Annotated in this window: 16 protein-coding genes; 9 read left to right on the forward strand and 7 right to left on the reverse strand. The window is 50.8% G+C overall.

Translation table 11 applies throughout. The features are described 5' to 3' along the window. Nucleotides 1–20 precede the first annotated feature (20 nt). Complete coding sequence (locus HNQ38_RS09185) at nucleotides 21–671, forward strand: HAD-IA family hydrolase (protein WP_183719682.1); 651 nt, start codon at nucleotides 21–23, stop codon at nucleotides 669–671. Nucleotides 672–818: 147 nt separating this feature from the next. On the opposite strand, the gene HNQ38_RS09190 is transcribed toward HNQ38_RS09185, so the two are convergent. The 5 genes from HNQ38_RS09190 to HNQ38_RS09210 form a co-directional block, all read right to left on the reverse strand. Continuing rightward, on the reverse strand, nucleotides 819–2012 hold the full coding sequence (locus HNQ38_RS09190) for an HD-GYP domain-containing protein (protein WP_183719684.1): 1194 nt from the start codon (nucleotides 2010–2012) through the stop codon (nucleotides 819–821). A gap of 81 nt (nucleotides 2013–2093) precedes the next feature. Beyond that, nucleotides 2094–3317, reverse strand: a complete 1224-nt coding sequence (locus tag HNQ38_RS09195) for an aspartate kinase (protein ID WP_183719686.1) — start codon at nucleotides 3315–3317, stop codon at nucleotides 2094–2096. Between the two features lie 42 nt (nucleotides 3318–3359). After that, nucleotides 3360–3875: a tRNA (adenosine(37)-N6)-threonylcarbamoyltransferase complex ATPase subunit type 1 TsaE gene (gene tsaE / locus HNQ38_RS09200; protein WP_183719688.1), complete on the reverse strand. Its 516-nt coding sequence runs from the start codon at nucleotides 3873–3875 to the stop codon at nucleotides 3360–3362. Then, a complete protein-coding gene (locus HNQ38_RS09205) occupies nucleotides 3863–5533 on the reverse strand; it encodes an NAD(P)H-hydrate dehydratase (RefSeq protein ID WP_246388079.1) in 1671 nt (556 codons plus the stop codon). Before HNQ38_RS09205 ends, tsaE begins: the two co-directional genes overlap by 13 nt. Then, nucleotides 5533–5904 carry a holo-[acyl-carrier-protein] synthase gene (locus HNQ38_RS09210; protein ID WP_183720098.1) on the reverse strand — a complete coding sequence of 124 codons (372 nt, stop codon included), beginning with the start codon at nucleotides 5902–5904 and terminating at the stop codon, nucleotides 5533–5535. Before HNQ38_RS09210 ends, HNQ38_RS09205 begins: the two co-directional genes overlap by 1 nt. 171 nt (nucleotides 5905–6075) lie before the next feature. Between HNQ38_RS09210 and HNQ38_RS09215 the strand changes: the two genes are divergently transcribed. From HNQ38_RS09215 to HNQ38_RS09245, 7 genes are all read left to right on the forward strand, one after another. Then, on the forward strand, nucleotides 6076–7410 hold the full coding sequence (locus tag HNQ38_RS09215; RefSeq protein WP_183719690.1) for a UDP-glucose dehydrogenase family protein: 1335 nt from the start codon (nucleotides 6076–6078) through the stop codon (nucleotides 7408–7410). 169 nt (nucleotides 7411–7579) lie between these two features. Next, on the forward strand, nucleotides 7580–9181 hold the full coding sequence (locus HNQ38_RS09220) for a sigma-54 interaction domain-containing protein (RefSeq protein ID WP_221277862.1): 1602 nt from the start codon (nucleotides 7580–7582) through the stop codon (nucleotides 9179–9181). A gap of 735 nt (nucleotides 9182–9916) precedes the next feature. Next, complete coding sequence (locus HNQ38_RS09225; protein ID WP_183719693.1) at nucleotides 9917–11122, forward strand: ammonium transporter; 1206 nt, start codon at nucleotides 9917–9919, stop codon at nucleotides 11120–11122. Between the two features lie 29 nt (nucleotides 11123–11151). After that, nucleotides 11152–11490, forward strand: a complete 339-nt coding sequence (locus tag HNQ38_RS09230) for a P-II family nitrogen regulator (protein ID WP_183719695.1) — start codon at nucleotides 11152–11154, stop codon at nucleotides 11488–11490. A gap of 54 nt (nucleotides 11491–11544) precedes the next feature. Further along, nucleotides 11545–13737: a glutamine synthetase III family protein gene (locus HNQ38_RS09235; RefSeq protein ID WP_183719697.1), complete on the forward strand. Its 2193-nt coding sequence runs from the start codon at nucleotides 11545–11547 to the stop codon at nucleotides 13735–13737. A 360-nt stretch (nucleotides 13738–14097) separates the two neighbouring features. Beyond that, complete coding sequence (gene dapF / locus HNQ38_RS09240) at nucleotides 14098–14961, forward strand: diaminopimelate epimerase (protein ID WP_221277863.1); 864 nt, start codon at nucleotides 14098–14100, stop codon at nucleotides 14959–14961. Between the two features lie 16 nt (nucleotides 14962–14977). Beyond that, on the forward strand, nucleotides 14978–16204 hold the full coding sequence (locus HNQ38_RS09245) for an LL-diaminopimelate aminotransferase (RefSeq protein ID WP_183719700.1): 1227 nt from the start codon (nucleotides 14978–14980) through the stop codon (nucleotides 16202–16204). Nucleotides 16205–16484: 280 nt separating this feature from the next. Here HNQ38_RS09245 and HNQ38_RS09250 read toward each other — a convergent pair whose 3' ends face one another. Beyond that, nucleotides 16485–17462 carry a DMT family transporter gene (locus HNQ38_RS09250; RefSeq protein ID WP_183719702.1) on the reverse strand — a complete coding sequence of 326 codons (978 nt, stop codon included), beginning with the start codon at nucleotides 17460–17462 and terminating at the stop codon, nucleotides 16485–16487. 176 nt (nucleotides 17463–17638) lie between these two features. Here HNQ38_RS09250 and pdxR point away from each other — a divergent pair, with 176 nt between their 5' ends. Continuing rightward, the gene (pdxR, locus tag HNQ38_RS09255; protein ID WP_183719704.1) at nucleotides 17639–19075 is read left to right on the forward strand and encodes a MocR-like pyridoxine biosynthesis transcription factor PdxR; all 1437 of its coding nucleotides are present in this window, start codon (nucleotides 17639–17641) and stop codon (nucleotides 19073–19075) included. 129 nt (nucleotides 19076–19204) lie between these two features. On the opposite strand, the gene gdhA is transcribed toward pdxR, so the two are convergent. Next, nucleotides 19205–20554 (reverse strand): NADP-specific glutamate dehydrogenase, encoded by a 1350-nt coding sequence (gene gdhA, locus HNQ38_RS09260; RefSeq protein WP_183720107.1) that lies wholly within the window; start codon nucleotides 20552–20554, stop codon nucleotides 19205–19207. Nucleotides 20555–20710: the final 156 nt, after the last annotated feature.

Below are 20710 nucleotides of genomic sequence, written 5' to 3' on the forward strand. Positions count from 1 at the left end.
CCTACATGGAGTAAAATAGCGTGAAGTTCAATCCCATATTTTTTGATCTGGATGGCACCATTACTGATTCAGAACAGGGAATCATCAAATCCGTGCAATACGCGCTGGAATATTTTGACATCTCTGTTGAGCAAGAAAAATTGATTCCCTTCATTGGACCACCGTTGCGGGATTCTTTTGCTCAATTTTTTCCTGACGATCAAAACAAAATTCAAGAAGCGATCAATAAATACAGAGAGTACTACGCCGAACGTGGCATCTTTGAAAACCGCCTTTATGAAGGCGCTCGTGAGTTGCTGCAACATCTGGCAGAAAGTGGACAAACGCTTGCATTGGCTACTTCAAAGCCTGAGCCGTTTGCTGTGCGTATTGTCGAACACTTTGACATTGCAGGTTATTTTTCTTGTGTGGCCGGGGCACAATTGAATGGGCCGCGCAACAGCAAACCCGCTGTGCTGCGTTATGCATGCCAGAGGCTTGAAGTTTCGCCGTCGTCCGGCTGCATTATGGTTGGTGACCGCAAATACGATGTGCTTGGAGCACATGAGGTGGGCATGCCCTGTGCCGCAGTATTATACGGCTATGGCCCAGAATCAGAGTTGATACAGGCCGAGGCGGATTGGATATGCCGCGACATGGAAGCGCTACGCAAGTTGCTGACAGATCAGTAAGGCTCTAAAGCATTCTATCTTGAAATGCTCTGACGCCTACGTGAGCAAATCCTCTGCCGAGGCGTAAATACTATATATTTTCACTACTAAACGCCGTAATGAGCCTGTTTTAAACTTTGGCGTGTATATTCGTAAAATTCTTCTGCGTTAATGATCGCATTTAGACAGGAGCAGGGTGATATCCATATCTTCAGCTTCATTGCCTGACAGAGATCGCTCAATCTCAAGCCCTGGTTGCTTGCTCAAATCCAGGGCGCAGGGCTTCACGGGTCTTCCTGCCGGGTCAAAGGCAACCATAATGCAAGGCTGAGCGGGGAAGCTGGGGTTTGAGCGGCAAACAATACCACGTTCGCCGCTGGAAAGCTGCACGGGGGTACCGACAGGATAAATTCCCATCATCTTTATGAACCGCTCAACATAGCCGGGCGCCCAGGCTTGACCGCGCATTTTGTACATAACAGCCAGTGCCACATTTGCGGGCATTGGCGTTTTGTACACTCTTTTAGCTGAAAGAGCGTCATAATTGTCGCTCACTGAAAGAATACGGCCATAAATTCCAATTTTCTTTCCGGCCAAACGGTATGGATAGCCTGTGCCATTGTGCTTTTCATGATGTTGCACAACGCCCTGCAAAACCTCCGGATGCATGTTTTCCACTTTTTTGAGCTGATTGTAGCCAAGCAGCACATGGGATTGCATGATTTCCTGTTCTTGGGGCGTCAGTTGCCGAGGGGCATTAAGAATTTCTTGCGGAACGAACGCCTTACCAAAATCATGAAACAAACCAGCCATGCCCACAAGATGCAACTTGTCCTCTGACAGGCCAAGGTAGTGGGCATATGCCACGGCAAAAATGGTCACATTAACCGAATGTGTGTAGGTATATTCGTCTGAACTTTTGAGTTTGGATAAAGATATGAGGGCGTCAACATTTCGATTGAGGCTGTTGACAATGGATTCAACGTAGGGCTGGGATGCTGCAACGTCTACCGCGCCACCTTGAGCTGCCTGCATCAAGCTTTTTACATGCTCAAAGGAATCGGCGTAGACTGCCCTGGCTTGCAGTATTTCTTCATCTAAAGAGACCTGAGGGCCGCGCGGTGCTGGCCAAATGGGAGAGTTTGCATCCGGGTCTTCAGCAAACTCCTCCATACGGCGAAAGCGGGCAGGGTCATGATAGGCCTCTGCGTAGCCCTGCTTGACAATATAGTCAATTTCTTCGGACGAAGTTATCAGCCCCTCTTGCATATACAGGAGAGGCGCCTTTATCCAAGAAATCCCAGGATTAACTATAAACATTCCTGGTTTTATTTCGGTAACGGTTATTTTTACTAGCGCCATAGACAAAAAAACCGCCTCTGATCGTCTGGCCACGACATGGATTTGCCGTGGCCAAGACTATCAAGATGTGGAAAAAGCTGGCTAACCTATGTCCCAATCAAGGCCGAAAGTGTCGTGCAATATACGCACGGCCAATTCGACGTATTTTTCTTGGATCAAGATGGTAATCTTGATTTCAGAGGTGCTGATCATCAAAATATTGATGCCTTCCTGCGTAAGGGCAGCAAACGTGCGTGCAGCAACGCCAGAATGGTTGCGCATACCCACGCCGATGGCCGAGACCTTGGCCACGCTTACATCGTGCAGAACTTCAGAAGCACCCGTTTTTTCGGCCACTTCTTTCATGACTTGCAACGTCAGTTGCAAATCCTTGCGGGAAATAGTGAAGGTAATATCTGTATGACCGTCCAGACTGGTGTTCTGAACAATCATGTCTACCAGGATGCCTTTTTCAGATAAGGGGCCGAATACCGCAGCAGCCATTCCCGGCACATCGGGCAAGTCACGGATAGTTACACGGGCTTGATCTTTGTCGTAAGCAATGCCGGAAACAAGAACGGCTTCCATGCTGGAATCCTCCTGAGTAACAAGAGTGCCGGGATCACTGCTGAATGTGGAGCGCACCCGCACGGGAACTTTGTATTTTTTTGCAAACTCCACAGAGCGTATGTGCAGAACCTTAGCCCCCATGCTGGCCATTTCCAGCATTTCTTCGTAGGCAACACGGTCCATTTTACGCGCTGTAGAGCAGATGTTGGGGTCGGTGGTATAAACACCGTCAACATCTGTGTAAATTTCACATTCAACTGATCCTAGCGCAGCAGCCAAAGCCACAGCCGAGGTGTCTGAGCCACCACGACCAAGCGTTGTGATGCGTCCGTCCTCAGTACAGCCCTGAAAACCTGCAACTACAAGTACATCGTAGTCTTCAAGGAATCCATGCAAGGCTTTGCTGTTGATGGACAGAATACGCGCGCGGCCAAAATCATTGTCTGTGGTAATAGGGATTTGCCATCCCAACAAGGAACGGGCGCGAATGCCTGCGTCCCTAAGCAGCATGGTGAACAAGCTGATTGAAACCTGTTCGCCTGTTGCCACCAGAGCGTCACATTCGGCCTTGTCTGGCGTGCTTGACCATTCGTCAGCCAGAGCTAAAAGATTGTTGGTTTCGCCAGACCTGGCAGACAGTACCGCTATAACCTTATTGCCTTGAGCAAGGCCGTGCAGAACTTTTTCCCGCACCTGCTTCATGCACTCAAGTCTGGCTACTGAAGTACCGCCGAACTTTTGCACCAAAATTTTCATGCCTGTATCCATTGCCCACTATCCTTAACAGAGTACAACAGGCTAGCTGTGTGGAACAGCCGGGCCCTCAGCATCGGCTTTGCGCATGGGCCATTGACCGCGCAAATGACGCAGCAAAGCTTCAGCACAAGGGCCATAGGCTTGCAGTGTCAGTAAGCGACCTTCTTCGCATGCCTTCAAGGCGATGTCCAGATATTCTTCGGGTCTATCTTGCTTTGACAGAAATGTAGACCATTCGATTATATTCAAAAATTTAGGGTTATCAAGTGCTTCAAAAAGCTCTTCGGGTGCAGCCCCAGCGCATCGGTAGAGATCACAATGCAGAATCGGCGGCTCTGTAGGATAGTGATTGCATAAAGTAAAAGAAGGGCTTGCCACTTCAGACTCAGATCCGCCGGGTAACGACAGGACCATATAGCGCGTCAGTGTAGTTTTGCCACTTCCCAGGTCGCCATTCAGCAAAAGAGTTTTTACTTTCGGATGAAGGCTCAAAGTTTCTGTGAGCAATCGAGCAAAACAGTCAGTATCGTCAAGGCTTGAAAGTATTATCTGGACCATGAAAGAATATCTTCCTGATTTTCGCCGATTCTTTGAAGCACCCTTGGCAGGGCGTCTGCGGTTTCGGTAGAGGTATTTCCGCGTAAAGGCCATTGCTGGGCAAGGCTGCGTCCGGCAAGAGCGTGCAGTGCCACTCCCATGCCCGCAGCGAGCAGGGAAGGGTGACAGCCCCAGGTCAAATCCGAACTGCATTTTCGTACAGTTTCACCCCGCGATGCAAGCAAGCCGCCAAGGCAGCCTGCCAGAACATCTCCAGAACCGCCCACAGCCAACTGTGGGATATCATAGGGGCAAATCAATATTGGGCTGGTCGATTGTTGCACCATTGTACCTGCCCCTTTAAGAATATTCACTCCGGGGCTACGGGTACACAAAGCTTCCAGAGCCGCCCACCTGTCAGCCTGAACTTCTTGCGCAGTTTGCCCAAGAAGCATGCCAGCCTCGCCTGGGTGCGGCGTCAAAATATCTTCTTCGCGAACCCGGGAGAATAGTTTGGGTTCGTAAGACAGCAGAGCCAGAGCATCCGCATCGAAAACTGTTGGAGGACGGTGAGGCAGTGCCAGCAAGGCACGCAGAAACTCGGCCCCGTCTTGTCCTCGCCCCATGCCAGGGCCAACGACCAAGCTGCTGCAAGACGCTATTAAAGATTTGAGCCTTGGTGAGATGCTAGACGGCCAAAGTTGCTCTGTATCCTCAAGAGCCAATGTCATAATCTCGGGCCAGCCACATTTAATGTCGGTAACAGCTGCGGCAGGCGCTGCCGCAGTTACCAGACCTGCCCCTGCACGAAGAGCAGCACGGGCGGCAAGATGAGCAGCGCCACCATAACCCGGTGCACCGCCTAAAATAAAAACATGCCCGAACGTATTCTTGAAGCTGTTTTCAGGCAGAGTCGAACGACGCGTAAGTGGCGCAAGACATTGGGCGTCCAACAGATATGCTGAGCAGGGCTCTTTGGTGCGTATTACAGCGGGTATGCCAATATCACACACGCGCACTGCCCCCGTCCACTCCTTGGCGCACGGCAGAACAATGCCCGGTTTGGCTGCGGCAAAGCTGACTGTAAGGTCTGCGCGTATCGCAGAGGGCATGGGTTTGCCCGAGCAGGCGTCCAAACCGGAGGGAATATCAAGAGCCACAACCATTCGCCCCGGCGCAAAGCTGTTCAGAGCTTCAACGAGAGCCAGAACATCAGCACGAAGGGGGCCGCTAAATCCAGTACCCAGCAAACCATCTATAATAATGTGTGGCAGACCATTCTCTGGCAGATTCCAGCCGCTTCGCTGATAACGCAGGCGATAAAATGGAACTCCCGAGGCCTTTGCAACTCTTGCATGCTGTCCACTGGCTCCTTTGAGGTGCCCCAAGGCCTTGGTATGTAAAACGAGCGGCCTTGCACCCGCGTCAAGAAGGTAGCGGGCCAGACAGGCTGCATCACCGCCGTTATTGCCGCTTCCCATAATTAACCAGACACTGTTGCCAACAATATCTGGGCACTGCTGGCGTATAACGTCAAACGCAGCTTTGGCGGCATTTTCCATCAACAGCATCTCAGGCAGACCAAACGCTTCAGCACTTTGATCCCATGCGCGAATTTCCTGGGGAAAGGGCAGGGGAGGCAGTTGAAACTGTGACATAAATTGGGAGGAGTCGATCATTAAGCCTCCAAGATCACCACAGCCACAGCCGAAGCTCGGTCATGACTGATAGATACGTGGTAGCGAGTGACACCCATGCTATTGGCTTGTTGCAGAGCAGCACCGTGCAACACCAATTGCGGTTTCCCACCAGGGCCAGAAATCGCTTCAATCTGATCCGGCCCTATGCCCTGGCTAAATCCTGTTCCCAAGGCCTTGACCGCGGCTTCTTTAACAGCAAAGCGCCCGGCCACATAGTTTACAGGCTGACCGGGGATGTGCGCCAATTCTTCAGCACCAAGAATTTTTTGCATAAAACGCAGCCCAAAACGAGAAATGCATTTATCTATGCGTGCAAGGTCAACAATGTCTATCCCTAACCCGACTATCATCATTATTACCACCGCGCGCAAAGGTACGCATGACGGAGAGTTTCACTCAGTAAGAGCTGGTTGCCCAATGAAAAAAAATATCGTATAGGCTGCCATTCGATGAACTATTTTGACCCGTTCATGGCCGTAACGTCAAGGGTGCGGCCCGCTTTGAACATTGGGAGATTACATATGAAACTTTGCATTATCGGCACCGGCTACGTGGGCCTGGTCAGCGCCGCCTGCTTTGCAGAAATGGGCAATACAGTTACCTGCGTTGATGTGAACCCTGCCGTTGTGGAAAAACTGAATGCTGGTTCTGTCCATATTTTTGAGCCTGGTCTTGAGCCTATGGTGCGACATAGCCGCGCCGATGGTCGACTGACTTTTACAACCAAGCTTGAAGATGGCATCGCGCAGGCCGATTGTGCATTTATTTGCGTTGGTACGCCGCCCCAGCCTGACGGCTCATGCGATTTGAGTTTTGTTCGTCAGGTCGCGAGCGAGATCGGCCAATACATGCAGAAGGACATGGTTGTGGTGGACAAGTCCACCGTGCCTGTGGGAACGGCTGATGAAGTGCGTGGCCTTATTGAAAAAGAACTGACCAAGCGTGGCGTAAACTTGCACGTTGACGTTGTTTCAAATCCTGAGTTCCTCAAAGAGGGAGACGCCATTTCCGACTTCATGAAGCCTGACCGCGTGGTTATCGGCACGGATTCGGAAAAGGCCGCCACTGTCATGCGCGAGCTCTACGCCCCCTTTGCCCGCAACCGTGATAAAATCATAGTTATGGGTGTGCGCAGCGCAGAGATGACCAAGTACGCCGCCAACTGCATGCTGGCTACCAAAATTTCTTTCATTAATGAAATTGCCACTATTTGCGAACGCGTGGGTGCAGACGTGCGTGATGTGCGCACGGGTATCGGTTCTGATTCCCGCATCGGCTACCAGTTCATCTACCCTGGGGTGGGTTATGGCGGATCGTGCTTCCCCAAGGATGTAAAAGCGCTTATTCGCACTGCTGAAAATGCTGGCGTGCGGCCTGAACTGCTCAATGCGGTGGAAGCTGTAAACGCCCGGCAGAAAAAACATATGGCGAGCCGCGTTGAAGAATACTTTGCACCGCAGGGTGGTGTGGCTGGTAAAACCCTGGCCATGTGGGGCTTGGCTTTCAAGGCCAACACCGACGACATGCGCGAAGCCGCGGCCATTACCATTATCAATGAGCTGACCTCCAAAGGAATGAAGATACGGGCATTTGACCCTGTTGCCGCTGACAATGCACGCTCAATTTTTGCGGATAACAAGCTGGTTGAAATCGTTGAAGATCAGTATGATACCTGCCAAGGGGCTCAAGGGCTGATGGTTGTGACTGAATGGAACCAGTTCCGTAATCCCGACTTTGCACGAGTGCGCAGTCTTCTGACAGCGCCATTGCTCTTTGACGGACGAAACCTGTATTCCCCTTCCTCTATGGCTGATCACGGTTTTGCCTATTTTTGCATTGGCAGGGCAAACGCCTAGTCTGGCAAATTATGTCTACTCGGAATATAGAGTAACTGAAAGGGCTGAACCGTAGAGTTCAGCCCTTTTTATGATACTTTCCATAGGGTTCACCCTGGCCGTAGCAGACCAGCTCCCGGCCCATCCCTGTCGGATTGCACCCCAGGCATTGCTGGAGTATATTGGGAACATGCGCAAGACCACCATCCCCCCCACTGAAAACGGCCAGCACACAGGTGTTTTATCCAATACCGCGGGCGATCATCAAGAACAGCAACTCAAGCTGCTTTTTGAACTTGCCCAGATCATGAATACCACCACTGACCTTGCGCAGGCATTGAACAAGGCTCTTTCGCTTATGGCGGATCAGCTTCATATGATGCGCGGCGCCATCACTCTGATTTCACCGCATACCGGAGAAATCAGAACAGAGGCCGCCTATGGGCTCAAGCCTGCGGAACTCAGGCGGGGCCGCTATGTGCGCGGTGAAGGCATCACGGGGGGAGTTATCGAAAGCGGCCGCCCCATGTACATATCCAACGTGTCTGAAGATCCATTGTTCCTCAACCGCACGAGATCACGCGATCTGGGTAAAGAGGACATTTCCTTTATCTGTGTTCCCATTCGCCTTAACGATCAGGTAGTGGGAGCGCTTTCAGTGGACCACTTGTTGGTGGATAACGCCACGCTTGAAGATGAAATGCGGCTTCTCACGATAGTTTCCACACTGTTGGGTCATGCAGCCCTTGAAACACAGGGGCGTATGGATGAAGACACCTCTTCGCCCCTGCGGCCAAGAGGTTTTGTGGGCAACTCTGAAGGCATGCAAAAAGTTTACGCCCAGATTGCCCAGGTTGCCCCGTCAGCCACAACAGTTTTTTTGCAGGGTGAATCCGGTACAGGTAAGGAACTGGCAGCTCGCGCCATACATACTGGCAGCTCTAGAGCAAGTAAGCCATTCATTTCACTGAACTGTGCCGCATTACCGGAAAATCTTATTGAAAGTGAGTTATTTGGTCATGAGCGTGGCGCATTTACCGGAGCCAACGCAACACGCAAGGGACGCTTTGAACTAGCCAACGGCGGCACGCTCTTTTTGGATGAAGTCGGCGAGCTTTCACTCATGACTCAGGCCAAACTTCTACGCGTTTTGCAAGAAAGAGCTTTTGAACGCCTGGGCGGTATGGAAACGCACTATGTTGATGTGCGTTTTATCACTGCTACCAACCGTAACCTTGAACACATGGTCAATCAGGAAAGCTTTCGGCGCGATCTTTTCTACCGCCTCAATGTCTTTCCCATATATCTTCCGCCGCTGCGTGGCCGCCCAGAAGATATTCTTCCGCTTGCCAACCATTTCATAAAAAAATTCGCGCAGACGAATGGACGTGAAAACGTACGCCTTTCTCTGGCCGTTATGGATATGCTGCAACGCTATGCGTGGCCGGGCAACATTCGCGAACTCGAAAATGTTATGGAGAGGGCAGTCTTGCTTCTGGGCCGGGAAGGCCTTGTCCTGCCGCAGCACCTGCCCCCAGCCTTGCACGGCATTCACTGCACCAATGTGAATGGTGAAAACGTCTGCACACTAAGGCCCGGATTTTCTGGCAGCTTACAGGATCAACTGGATGAACTGGAACGAGCTTCCATTGTTGAGGCTCTTGAATTCAGCCAGGGGCAAATGGGAAAGGCTGCCGCCAGCCTTGGTCTGACTGAAAGAATAATGGCGTTACGAATGAAAAAATATGGCATCAGTTACAAAGATTTTCGCCTCAGGCGTGAACGGATATAGATGCCTTCTCGCGCGCTCAATGACGAGCCTTTTTCGCCGCTGTATCAACAAGTTTACGGCCTGGCCTCATTGCCGGCTATCGGTGGAAAGAGGACAGGCTTTTTCTTCTCAATCTTCACACATGCCCACAGCGACTCGAACTGCAGCTTAGCTCAATTCCAGTAGCACCCCCCGCCGCGCATCTTATTTTGCCCCCTGACAACATCTAAAAACATAAATCTACATTTCAGTAGATATTTTAAACATCCAGACGTTATCAGATATTTCGCCTGAAGCAGCCTGCTGTTTCAGGTTTTTTAGTTTTTGGAGCAGACAAAACATCTCTGGTTAAAAAGAATCTACAAAATGGTATATTTTAATAAAATAAGCATAACATACTAAATTTATTTAATTTTATAAGTTTAATCAAAAAAGTCATTTTTAATATGTTGATGGGTAAAAAATCTTTCGACTAAAATGTAATAAAATATCATTCACAAATAAATTTCTTCTTTCAGTCAAACTGGGGACATATGAAAAAATATTAAAATTTAAGCATGTTATAAAATCATCAACAGTTTTCTTCAACTTTGGCACAAATAATGCCTGAGAGGGGTTGTACTGGCAACGACGCTGTGTCGTTGTAGCGGGTCTGGCGCCGACCCGCTGAAGAGGTTCAGTCAACACGACACACTGTTGCTTCATAAGTGGACACGCTCATGACGCAAGGTGGCCGTAAAGATCAAGGATGCCCGTATGAACGCCTCTGATACCGCATTTATTATTATCTGCGCCACAATGGTCATGCTTATGACCCCGGCCCTGGCCCTTTTTTATGGTGGTCTAGTTCGCGCACGAAACGTGCTTTCAACCCACATGCACAGCTACGCCTGTTTGGGACTCATTTCAGTTCTTTGGGCCTTTGTTGGGTACACCTTGGCTTTTGGCGGTGACGTGGGTGGCCTTATTGGCAACTTCGACTTCCTTTTCCTGAAAGGTGTCGGCGGAGAATCCGCGCCAATGGCTCCCCAACTTCCCCACACCGTATTTATGGGCTTTCAATGCATGTTTGCGGTGCTCACCGTAGCGCTGATCTCAGGCGCTTACGCTGAACGAATCCGTTTTTCAGCCATGCTGCTTTTTTCCGGACTTTGGCTGATATGCGTCTACTCGCCCATGGCCCATTGGGTGTGGGGCGGCGGCTGGATGGGACAAATGGGCGCGCTTGATTTCGCAGGCGGAGCGGTGGTGCATATGTCTTCCGGTGCAGCGGCTTTGGCCTGCGCCCAAGCCCTTGGTCCGCGGATTTCCACTGGTTCGCAACATTCTCCTCATAGTTTGCCCTTGACCCTGCTTGGCGGCGGCATCCTCTGGTTTGGCTGGTTTGGTTTCAACGCGGGTAGCGCACTGGCTTCTGGCTCTCTTGCCGGTCAAGCGCTGGTAACAACCCATATGGCTTCTGCCTGCGGCATTCTCGGCTGGCTGCTTATCGAATGGAAGCACACTGGCAAGCCTACAAGCCTTGGCGCAATTTCTGGTGCGCTGGCAGGCCTGGTGGCCATCACTCCCGGAGCTGGTTTTGTTGAAATTTTGCCTGCCATGCTCATCGGATTTATTGGTGGCCTTGTATGCTACGGCGGCGTGTTCATGAAGGGCAAGCTTGGATACGATGATGCGCTTGATGTGGTTGGTATTCACGGTCTTGGCGGCACCTGGGGCGCGCTTGCTACTGGCCTTTTCGCCAGCGCGGCCATCAACAATGTGGACGGTCTCTTTTACGGCAACCCAGGGCAAGTGTGGATCCAACTGGTTTCCATCGTCGGCACATGGGTCTTTGTATATATCGCGACACGCATCATCCTTTATGTAGTAAACGCCATCGTTGGCCTGCGCGTCGCGCCTGAAGAAGAATTTACAGGCCTTGATCTTGGTGAACATAACGAACGTGGCTACAACCTGTAAACCTTGCCGCAAGGAAAAGGAACAGCAGTATGAAGAAGCTCGAAATTATCATCCGGCCCGGCTTGTTTGAAAAGGTCAGGGATATGCTTTCAGAAAAGGGAATTCACGGCCTCAACTATACTGAAATAAAAGGATTTGGCCGCCAGCGTGGGCACACTGAAGTGTACAGGGGCAATATCATGCAGGTGGACTGCCTTCCAAAGGTAAAAATTGAAATAGTACTGCATAACGACATGATAGAATCTGTAATCAATGCAGTAGTGGCTACAGCCCGTACGGGGCAGGTTGGGGATGGAAAGATTTTCATCAGTGATGTGGAGGATGCCATTCGCATCCGCACAGGCGAACGTGGCGATGCAGCTCTGTAAGAGCGCTTCCTCCGATGGCAGCAACTCTTGTTTAAAGGATAAAGGAGAAGAAGTATGAGTTCCCCCCGTAAAAAGGCGTTGTTCAAGGCAATTAATACCTCTCCCGTGATGCCCACCAGCAAAGAAGATACAGGGTGCGGCGTGGAAGAAGGTTTTGGCCGTCATGTATTTGGCCTAGCTACCATGCGCAAACGCCTGCCCAAGGATGTGTACCGCAAGCTGGCCAAGACCATTCGTGATGGTGAACGCCTGAACCCCGAAATTGCCGATGTGGTGGCCAATGCCATGAAAGATTGGGCCATTGAAAACGGCGCAACCCACTACACCCACTGGTTTCATCCCATGACTGGCCTGACGGCTGAAAAGCATGATGCTTTCTTGTCGCCCACTGCAGACGGCCAGGTTATCAGTGAGTTTTCGGGCAAAATGCTTATCAGCGGTGAACCCGATGCTTCCTCTTTTCCTTCCGGCGGCATCCGTTCAACCTTTGAAGCACGCGGCTATACAGCGTGGGATCCTTCTGTTCCCGTGTTTATAATTCCCGCTCCTTACGGGGCAACGCTGCATATCCCCACGTACTTCTATTCTTACTCCGGCGAGGCGCTGGACCGCAAAATTCCCTTGTTGCGCTCCATTTCAGCCTTGTCCAGGCAGGCCCTGCGCATACTGCGTCTCTTCGGCAACGACTCAGCCGCCTATGTGCGCGCCATGGTTGGACCGGAGCAAGAGTATTTTCTGGTAGATAAAAACCTTGCGGCGCTGCGTCCTGACCTGCTGCTGGCAGGCCGCACGCTGCTGGGTGCTCCTTCTCCTAAAGGCCAGGAAATGGAAGATCACTACTTCGGCGCAATTCCAGGCCGTGTAATGAGCTTCATGCAGGACGTGGAAAAGGAACTGCTGGCTCTGGGTATTCCCGCCAAAACCAGACATAACGAAGTGGCTCCTGGTCAGTTCGAGCTGGCCCCTGTTTACGAAGAAGCAAACATTGCCTGCGACCACAACATGCTCGCAATGAACATGATGCGTCATTTGGCAGGCAGGCACGGCTTTGTATGCCTGCTGCACGAAAAACCCTTTGCTGGTGTGAACGGAAGCGGCAAGCACAACAACTGGTCCATGGGTGACTCCGATGGCCAGAACCTGCTCAATCCTGGCACCACACCGCAGGACAACGCTCAATTCCTGGTCTTTTTGGCCGCGGTTCTGCGTGCGGTACACAAGCACAGTACGGCGCTGCGCCTTGGCACTGTGGGCGCTGGCAATGACCATCGTCTTGGCGCCAACGAAGCGCCCCCGGCCATTTTGTCTGTCTATCTTGGCGAACAGCTTACCGACGTGCTGGAAGGCATCAACAATGGCCGTGGTTCCAAAAACAAAAAAAGTGGCTTCATGGAAGTAGGGGTCTCGACCCTGCCGCCTCTGCCTGTTGACCTTGCTGACCGCAACCGGACGAGTCCCTTTGCTTTCACGGGCAACAAGTTTGAATTCCGTGCGGTGGGTTCTTCGCAGTCGGTGGCTCCGGTGAACATAGTGCTCAATGCCGCTGTGGCCTGCGCCCTGGACGACATTGCCACTGAACTTGAGGCGTCCATTTCTGCAGGTACGGATTTGAATTCCGCCTTGCAGGAACTGCTTCCCCGTCTGTTCAAGGAGCACATGCCCGTGGTCTTCAACGGCAACGGCTATGCGGAATCCTGGGCTGAAGAAGCCGCTCGTCGCGGCTTGCCTAACCATAACAACACAGTAACCGCGCTGGAGCACTACAGTGACCCAGAAGTCATGAACGTCTTCCTGCGCCACGGCATCCTTACCGAACGCGAAATCATTTCGCGCCAGGAAATATTGCTGGAAAGTTACTGCAAAACCATATGCATTGAAGGCAATCTTATGCTCGACATGCTGCGTACGTCCGTACTGCCCCAGTGCATTGAAGCACAGGCTCGCGCCGCCGATGCGGTCATTAAAACCAGAGCCGTGCTGGGTGAAAAGGGTGCAGATGCGGAAGAAGTGTACTTCAATACTCTGCGCGGTCATGTTGTAGCTTTGCAAAAGGGCGTAGCCGAGTTGGACAAGGCTATTGCCAAAGCCCACAGCACCGCAGGTGCTCTTGAAGAGGCCAAAGTGGCACGCGATTGCATTCTTTCAGCCATGAACCAATGCCGTGAACACGCCGATGCCCTTGAAAGCATTGTGGACGACACCCTGTGGGTGCTGCCCAAGTACGCAGAGCTGTTGTGGGTGCATTAGGCTTTATGTTGATAGTTATTGAATAATGTACGGTTACAACCTCGTGGAGGTCAGTCATACGTAACGTACTCTAAAAAAGTTGATAGCAGGAGTCTCATCCCGGGGGGGAAGGTGGTCTCCCAGCTATCAGCCCCTGCGGTAAAACCGCAGGGAGCCACGGGCCTCGCCGTTCGCCGCAACGGACGGCGAAGGCCGGTGGCCACAAGGCGGAGAGTCTGGCGGCTCTTCGCCTTTTTTGATTTTGCGCGCCAGTCTTCATGTTTACTTTTATCTTGAATCAGAATAGGTTGTTTATTCATTATATAATCAATGATGTTTAATAGGGGCGTTGTACGCCTTTGATGAATAAAGGAGAACTATATGGCTGCGACATTGCGCTTTACGAAGATGCAGGGCATCGGCAATGACTATGTCTATGTCAATGGCTTTGAAGAGCGCGTTGACAGCCCCAGTGAACTCGCCAAAAAAATAAGTGACCGCCATTTTGGTGTCGGCTCTGACGGACTTGTGCTCATTTTGCCTTCAGCTTCAGCCGATGTGCGTATGCGCATGTTCAATGCAGACGGCTCTGAAGCTGAAATGTGCGGCAACGCGGTACGGTGCGTGGGCAAATATGTGTACGACCACGGCATCCAGGTTAAGGATGTAATCACTGTTGAAACGGGAGCAGGCGTAAAAGTTGTGCGCCTGTTATTTGAAGCGGGCGAAGTTTGTGGCGCTACAGTCGATATGGGAGAACCCGAGCTGACCCCCGCAAGAATTCCCGTGCTTACAGAAGCCTCAACAGACGGTGGGCAGCAGCGCTTTGTGGCCCATCCCGTAGATGTGGATGGCCAGCTGTACGAAATTACTGCCGTTTCTATGGGAAATCCGCACGCTGTCATTTTCATGAAGGGTATTGACGAACTGGATCTGCCTCGCATCGGCCCGAATTTCGAACACCACCCCTTGTTCCCCAAACGCACCAATACGGAATTTGTTGAGGTCATCTCTTCCAACAAAGTACGGATGCGCGTATGGGAGCGCGGTGCAGGAGAAACTCTTGCCTGCGGAACTGGCGCATGCGCCGTCGCAGTTGCCTGCGTTCTCAATGGCTACACTGGTCGCGATGTGGATGTTGAACTTAAGGGCGGCACCCTGCAAATTCATTGGGACGAAAGCAGTAACCATGTGTACATGACCGGCGGCGCTGTAACCGTGTTTGCCGGCGAATATCATATCTGAATCGCAGAGGACTGACATGACTACCGTAAACACCAATTTTCTCAAGCTGCAAAGTAATTACCTTTTTGCCGATATTGCCCGCAAGGTGTCCACCTTCAAGGAAGCCAACCCGGACAAGCGCGTCATCAGCCTGGGCATCGGCGACGTTACGCGCCCCCTTGTGCCTGCCGTTGTCAACGCTTTGCATAAGGCAGTGGACGAAATGGGCGATGCCGCTCACTTCCACGGCTACGGTCCAGAGCAGGGCTATGCCTTTTTGCGCGATATCATTGTGCAATATGACTACAAAGCGCGCGGCGTGAACCTCAGTGCAGACGAAGTGTTTGTCAGTGATGGAGCCAAGCCCGACGTTGGCAATTTTCAGGAGCTTTTTGCTCAGGACAGCATTGTTGCGGTAACCGATCCGGTGTACCCTGTATATGTTGATTCCAATGTTATGGCCGGACGTTCCGGTGAAATGACAGGCAAGCAGTGGAGCAGCATTGTTTACCTGCCCTGCGTGAAGGAAAATGATTTCGTGCCTGATTTTCCCAAAACCCGGCCCGATATGATCTACCTTTGCTATCCCAACAACCCCACAGGAACGGTACTTTCGCGAGCCGCGCTGCAGGGTTGGGTCGATTATGCCAGGCGTGAAGGCTGCGTCATTCTATACGACTCTGCTTATGAGGCTTTTATTACCGATGCCGACATCCCCCACACCATCTATGAACTTGATGGCGCGGAAGAAGTGGCTGTAGAATTTCGCAGCTTCTCAAAAACCGCCGGATTCACTGGCTTGCGTTGCGCCTATACTGTCGTGCCCAAGGCATTGCAAATCAGCGATGGCAAGGGCGGCAAGATAGGCCTGAACGGGCTGTGGAATCGCCGTCAGTGCACCAAGTACAATGGCTGCCCCTACATCGTACAGCGCGCGGCTGAAGCCGTGTACAGCGAACAGGGCCGGAAGGAAATTATGGGGGTTATTGCTGGCTACCAGCGTAATGCTACCATGTTGCGCTCTGCTGTAAGCGAGATGGGACTTTCTGTGTACGGTGGCGTAAATGCTCCCTATATCTGGGTGCGCGTGCCAAGCGATACAGACTCTTGGGGATTCTTTGACAAACTGTTGCAACAGGCCGCCCTTGTTTGCACCCCTGGCGCGGGCTTTGGCGCTTCCGGCGAAGGCTATGTGCGCCTGACGGCCTTTGGGTCGCCCGAAGATACTGAAGAAGCCATCAAGCGCCTGCGCAGTTTGTGCTGACACTTGTTTTGCTGAGATAACTCTCTGCAAGCCAAATAAAAAACCACCCGCTTTAAGCGGGTGGTTTTTTATTTGGCTTGTGTCGTGAAAGCATACAACACAACTGCCGTTATTTGCGCCAAACTGTATCCATCAATAAAGATATGAGCCGCCCACTGCACTCAATTTTCAAATATTTTAGCATGTTAATTTAAAAAAACTATATGCTCTACGCTACACAAGCAGCGCCGTGCACCGTAATACCGTCTAGATTCGACTGAAAGCTGTATTTGCAGGCAGATCATCTTTTAAATATGGACCATTTCAAAGTTAATCTACTCGAACAGGAATATTTTTTTCTTATACACTTTAGGGGATTATATTTCAAAAAGTGCTTTGGCACGCATGGATATACGATGCCGGTAAGAACAAAAAACAGGCCAATCCAGTGTGCCTGAGTGATTTCTTCACCAAGAATCAACCTGGAAAAGAACACGCTGCTCAGGGGTACAAACCCAGTGAACAAGCCTGCTATTCCAGCGGGCACGCTGGCAACGCCTTTGAACCAAAATACATACGAAAGAAAGGAAACAAAAAAACCGTAGTAAGCCAGACACAGTAATGACGGGGTTGTTATCTGTGCAAAATCATAATGGCATGCATCATACAACGCCAATGGTAACAAGCAGAGAAATGCATAAAGAGAAACGATGGCCGCCCGAAGCAGGGCAGACATGGGCTGGCAGCGTGACTTGCTCATAACGGAAAATAAAGCTTCGCAAAAAACTGCAATCATTACCAGACTGTTACCCATAAAGGCGTTGGCGGCCTCTGTTGAATCATCAAGAAATGGAAGAATATTCATGACTGATATGCCAATCGAAACGCATAATGCGCCAACAATGCGTGGCACAGACAACTTTTCACAGAGAACAAAAACAGCCAAAATAACTATAAGAACAGGAGCTGTGCTGCCAACAAGCCCTGCCGCAGTTGCCGATGTATACTTCAATCCCCAGAACATGAATATCCGGTAAAGCACAACACCAAAAACTGCTTGCGCCAAAAGAATCATGTGTGTCCTGCTGTCAGATGGCCACATGCTTTTGCCTTGGCGCAACGCAGGAAAAAACAAAAATGGAAGACTGAAAAGAATTCCCAACTCTGCAGCAAGAAAAATGGGCACATCTGAAATAATAAGCTTGCCAGCCACAACAGCACTTCCAGCAATGGACATGGCCATGACGAGAAAGGAATACGCCTTTAATTGTTTATTCATTTTACCAAGTCCTTTTTCATCGTGGTTGTGCCACTTATTTTCCTGAATTTTGCAGTGCTGCTGACATGCGGAGAAATTCTTGTCCTTACTTGAGCCCTTATGTATAAAGATCAAATGGTATTAAAAAGATCCATTTTACATAAAATATTACCAGACCACTTTACCGTGAGGCAGATATGTGGTTTACCCCGGACAAAAAAAATGAGCTGCCGATTTTCCGGCAGCTCTATGAAAAAATAAAGTTTCTCATTCATTCTGGCATATTAAAGGAAAATGAAAAACTGCCTTCAAGCCGCTTTCTCAGTAAAGATCTGGGTATTGCGCGTAGTACCGTTTTGGAGGCCTACGATCAGCTGATTGCCGAGGGCTACCTGGAAACCCGCCAGGGTTCAGGAACCAGAGTTGTGCCAGGTCTGGTTGCGCTGCCACCGCCTGCTTTTGATGACAGCAAGGCACTCAGCGCATTTGGAGGCTGCCGTATAGATGAGGTACAGAGCGAGAATATTATAAATTTTCGCTCAGGCATTCCTGACCTTGAGGCTTTTTCGCAAAAAGAGTGGGGGAAGATTTACGCACGCGTATGTGGAGCACTGCCCTCATCTTCTTTTCGCTATTGTGGGCCAGAAGGAGTGTGGGCACTGCGAGAGGCTATTTCCGCGTATCTTTTCAGAATGCGCGGACTTAAAGTATCACCTCACCGCGTGATGATAACATCTGGCTCAACGCAAGGCTTGGCAATGATTTCCCGGCTTTTGCGTAAAACGGGTGAATACATATTTGCGGAGGATCCGGCACATATAGGAATGGTGGAGGTTGTCAGTCGCGCAGGGTTGCATGTGCAAGGTGTTCCAGTGGACGAGAAGGGAATGGACGTATCAGCCCTGCAACGTTCGCATGCGCAGCAATCCAGCTCAAACCTGGCCTTTGTTTATACCACGCCTTCGCACCAATACCCTTTAGGGGCAATCTTGCCCGTTCAGCGTCGCCAAAGTCTTGTGCGCTTTGCCCGTGAAAAGCAGTGCTATATTATAGAAGATGACTACGACAGCGAATTCCGCCACGAGGGAGCCCCCACAAGCGCGCTCTATGAACTTGCTCCAGAAGTGGTGATCTACCTGGGTTCCTTTAGCAAAATCCTTGCGCCTGCCTTACGTCTTGGCTTCGCTATTATCCCCGAACACATGATTTGCGACTGGAAAGCAGAAAAGATGTACACTGATGTGCATACCGAAGCCCTTACACAACACACGCTTGCAGAGTTTCTTAACAGTGGAGGCCTTGAACGGCATACTTGGAAGATGAAAAAACTATATGCACGTAAAAGAAATCATGCATTAGCTTGCTTAAAAAAGGTTTTTGGCGGTGCTGTATCTGTCAGTGGGCAGGCGAATGGCCTTCACTTTGTTGCAGCTTTTCCTGGTCTCGTTTTTACTGATGACCTAGTAAATAATCTCTACGAGCACGGGGTAAAGGTAATTCCTGTTGATAAATACTCTCTGAGTCGCAGCAGCAAGCATGCCCATAAAATTATCTTGGGATATTCACATCTGCCCCATGAAGAAATATCAAAAGGCCTTGAAACTATTAAAAAGATAACCGGGTATGCATGCTGATTATGCAGCATTGCCGAACAAGGCGGCAATCAGAATCAAATTTGAATATGTTCGTCGACTCTACACGCCGAAAAGGCCGGAAACTCCGCGGAGCTTCCGGCCTTTTCTGTTATATCGACCGTATAAAAACTACACGCCTTGTGCAATCATAGCGTTTGCAACTTTGCGGAAGCCGGCGATGTTGGCTCCAACAACAAGGTTGCCAGGAGCGCCATATTCTGCAGCGGTTTCAGCAGCGTTGATATAAATATTATTCATGATCTGGCGCAGCTTGTTGTCCACGGCTTCAAAAGTCCAGCTCTGCATGCTGGCGTTTTGGGCCATTTCAAGCTGGCTGGTGGCAACGCCGCCAGCATTGGCCGCCTTGGCAGGCCCATAGCAGATGCCAGCGTCAAGGAAGGCATGCATGGCATCCAGGGTCGAAGGCATATTCGCGCCCTCGGCCACGCAGTGGCAACCATTGGCGAGCAGGGTTTTGGCGTCCTCAAGGTTCAATTCGTTCTGAGTAGCACATGGGAAGGCCGCAAAGCAGGGGACAGACCAGACGGCATTACGGCCCTCGGGGTAGCTGCTCACAGGAGTGTACACAGCAGAAGGCACCAGCTCCGCGTAACGGCTCAAAGACTCACGCTCAACTTCTTTTACCTGCTTGAGCACGTCCACTTTGATGCCTTCTGCGTCATGAATCATACCGCGCGAATCGGACACGGTAACAGGCTTGGCCCCAACCTGGTAAAGCTTTTCGCAGCAATAAATGGCCACGTTACCCGCGCCGGAAACCACGCACGTTCTGTCTTCCAGGCTCTTGCCTCTGGCGTCCAGCATACTCTGGGCAAAATACACGGCGCCATAACCAGTGGCTTCAGTACGCGCAAGCGAACCGCCAAAAAGCAGATTTTTGCCCGTCAACACGCCTTCATAGCTTCGGGTGATGCGTTTATACTGACCATAAAGATAACCGACCTCACGCCCGCCCACGCCAATGTCGCCAGCCGGCACGTCGATGGTGGCTCCGATATGGTGGAAAAGCTCATTCATAAAGGCCTGGCAAAAGCGCATGATTTCCATGTCGGATTTGCCCTTGGGGTCGAAATCCGCACCGCCTTTGCCCCCGCCAATGGCGAGACCAGTGAGTGAATTTTTGAATATCTGCTCAAAACCCAAAAATTTCAAAATCCCCTGATTCACGCTGGGGTGAAAACGCAGCCCGCCTTTATAGGGGCCAATGGCAGAGTTGTATTGAACTCGAAAGCCTTTATTGACCTGTACCTGACCACTGTCATCTACCCACTGAACGCGAAAAGAAATGGTGCGCTCAGGCTCCACAATGCGTTCAAGGATTTTATTGCGTTCGTACTGAGGATTTCTGTCCAGCACAGCCTGCAAACTTTGCAAAACTTCTTGTACAGCCTGAAGAAAAACGGGTTCGTAGGCATATCGATCTTGAAGATTGTTCATGACGCGCTGAACGTAGGACATCATCGCTCTCCTTGTGGGGGGGTGGTCAGGATTACGCTATAAAAACCATTCTGATTTTTGTGCGGGGGAATTATTTAATCCAACATCATTGCGTCTGACAAGAGTTTTCAGCCGCCTTAAATGGCCAGAAACAAAAAATGTCTGGGTGCTGCGCCC

This window comes from Desulfovibrio intestinalis, from assembly GCF_014202345.1.
GTDB classification, from domain to species: domain Bacteria; phylum Desulfobacterota; class Desulfovibrionia; order Desulfovibrionales; family Desulfovibrionaceae; genus Desulfovibrio; species Desulfovibrio intestinalis.

Excerpts from the sequence above, each read along its gene's own strand:
- HNQ38_RS09190 (WP_183719684.1), bottom strand. The coding sequence starts at position 2,012 with ATGGCGCTAGTAAAAATAACCGTTACCGAAATAAAACCAGGAATGTTT.
- HNQ38_RS09195 (WP_183719686.1), bottom strand. The coding sequence starts at position 3,317 with ATGAAAATTTTGGTGCAAAAGTTCGGCGGTACTTCAGTAGCCAGACTT.
- tsaE (WP_183719688.1), bottom strand. The coding sequence starts at position 3,875 with ATGGTCCAGATAATACTTTCAAGCCTTGACGATACTGACTGTTTTGCT.
- HNQ38_RS09205 (WP_246388079.1), bottom strand. The coding sequence starts at position 5,533 with ATGATCGACTCCTCCCAATTTATGTCACAGTTTCAACTGCCTCCCCTG.
- HNQ38_RS09210 (WP_183720098.1), bottom strand. The coding sequence starts at position 5,904 with ATGATAGTCGGGTTAGGGATAGACATTGTTGACCTTGCACGCATAGAT.
- HNQ38_RS09215 (WP_183719690.1), top strand. The coding sequence starts at position 6,076 with ATGAAACTTTGCATTATCGGCACCGGCTACGTGGGCCTGGTCAGCGCC.
- HNQ38_RS09220 (WP_221277862.1), top strand. The coding sequence starts at position 7,580 with ATGCGCAAGACCACCATCCCCCCCACTGAAAACGGCCAGCACACAGGT.
- HNQ38_RS09225 (WP_183719693.1), top strand. The coding sequence starts at position 9,917 with ATGAACGCCTCTGATACCGCATTTATTATTATCTGCGCCACAATGGTC.
- HNQ38_RS09230 (WP_183719695.1), top strand. The coding sequence starts at position 11,152 with ATGAAGAAGCTCGAAATTATCATCCGGCCCGGCTTGTTTGAAAAGGTC.
- HNQ38_RS09235 (WP_183719697.1), top strand. The coding sequence starts at position 11,545 with ATGAGTTCCCCCCGTAAAAAGGCGTTGTTCAAGGCAATTAATACCTCT.
- dapF (WP_221277863.1), top strand. The coding sequence starts at position 14,098 with ATGGCTGCGACATTGCGCTTTACGAAGATGCAGGGCATCGGCAATGAC.
- HNQ38_RS09245 (WP_183719700.1), top strand. The coding sequence starts at position 14,978 with ATGACTACCGTAAACACCAATTTTCTCAAGCTGCAAAGTAATTACCTT.
- HNQ38_RS09250 (WP_183719702.1), bottom strand. The coding sequence starts at position 17,462 with ATGAATAAACAATTAAAGGCGTATTCCTTTCTCGTCATGGCCATGTCC.
- pdxR (WP_183719704.1), top strand. The coding sequence starts at position 17,639 with ATGTGGTTTACCCCGGACAAAAAAAATGAGCTGCCGATTTTCCGGCAG.
- gdhA (WP_183720107.1), bottom strand. The coding sequence starts at position 20,554 with ATGTCCTACGTTCAGCGCGTCATGAACAATCTTCAAGATCGATATGCC.